Annotated in this window: 1 protein-coding gene; it reads right to left on the bottom strand. The window is 59.9% G+C overall.

The annotated features are described in order from the left end of the window. Positions 1 to 4 precede the first annotated feature (4 nt). Positions 5 to 1,173 (bottom strand): amino acid ABC transporter permease (locus tag ACRESJ_RS12775; RefSeq protein ID WP_431758203.1); only part of this gene is annotated, 1,169 nt, incomplete at its 5' end.

The raw sequence follows: 1,173 nt of genomic DNA, 5'->3' as shown, positions 1-1,173 counted from the left end.
TTCCTTACCGCTCGATCAGCGCAATGCGCTTGTTGTACCAGTTCATCAGCAGGGAAATGCTGATACTGATCGCCAGGTACACGCTCATGGTGATGGCAATCACCTCGATCGCCTGACCGGTCTGGTTCAGCACCGTACCGGCAAACAACGACACCATCTCCGGATAACCGATACCGGCTGCCAGCGAGGAGTTTTTCGCCAGGTTCAGGTATTGGCTGGTCAGCGGCGGAATGATGACGCGCAGGGCTTGCGGGATGATCACTTTGCGCAAGGTCGGACCATTGCGCAGGCCCAGCGAATGCGCCGCTTCGGTCTGGCCGTGGCTGACGGACTTGATGCCCGAGCGCACGATCTCGGCGATAAATGCGGCGGTGTACACGGTCAGCGCCAGCGTCAACGCCAGCAGTTCCGGGATCAGTACCCAGCCACCGACGAAGTTGAAGCCTTGCAGTTTTGGCATTTCCCAATGGACAGGCCCGCCGAAAACCAGCGTGCACAGTGCAGGGATCACCAGGAACAATGCCAGGCCGACCCAGAACTTGTGGAAAGGCTCGCCGGACGCCTCGAAACGCTTGTTGGCCCAGCGGCTCATCAGCACGATGGCGACGATGGCCACCACGATACTGACCACAAACGGCCAGAAGCCGTCCGCCATCAGCGCGGCCGGCATGTTCAGGCCGCGGCTGCTGACGAAGAAGGTGTCCCCGAAGTTGTGGCTGTTGCGCGGGCCCGGCATGGTCAGGAAGACCGCGAAGTACCAGAACAGGATTTGCAGCAGAGGTGGAATGTTACGGAAGACCTCCACGTACACCGTCGCCAGCTTGGCGATGATCCAGTTCTTCGACAACCGCGCCACACCGACGATGAACCCGAGGATCGTCGCCAGGATCACGCCGATGAAGGTCACGAGCAGGGTGTTGAGCAGGCCGATGACGAACACACGGGCATAACTGTCCGCTTCGGTGTAGTCGATCAGGTGTTGAGCGATGCCGAAACCGGCACTGCGCTCCAGAAAGTCGAAACCGGAGGTAATGCCCCGGTGCTGCAGGTTGGTCTGGGTGTTATCGAACAGATACCAGCCCAGGGAGACCACCGCCACGATGGTGATGATCTGAAATACCCACGCACGCACTCGTGGATCGCTGAGGCTGAGCCTCTGCTTTGGTGCGCCGA

The organism is Pseudomonas sp., from assembly GCF_050739655.1.
GTDB lineage: Bacteria > Pseudomonadota > Gammaproteobacteria > Pseudomonadales > Pseudomonadaceae > Aquipseudomonas.
Note: the sequence above shows the minus strand (reverse complement) of the source record. Positions and strands in the feature narration are given on the sequence as shown.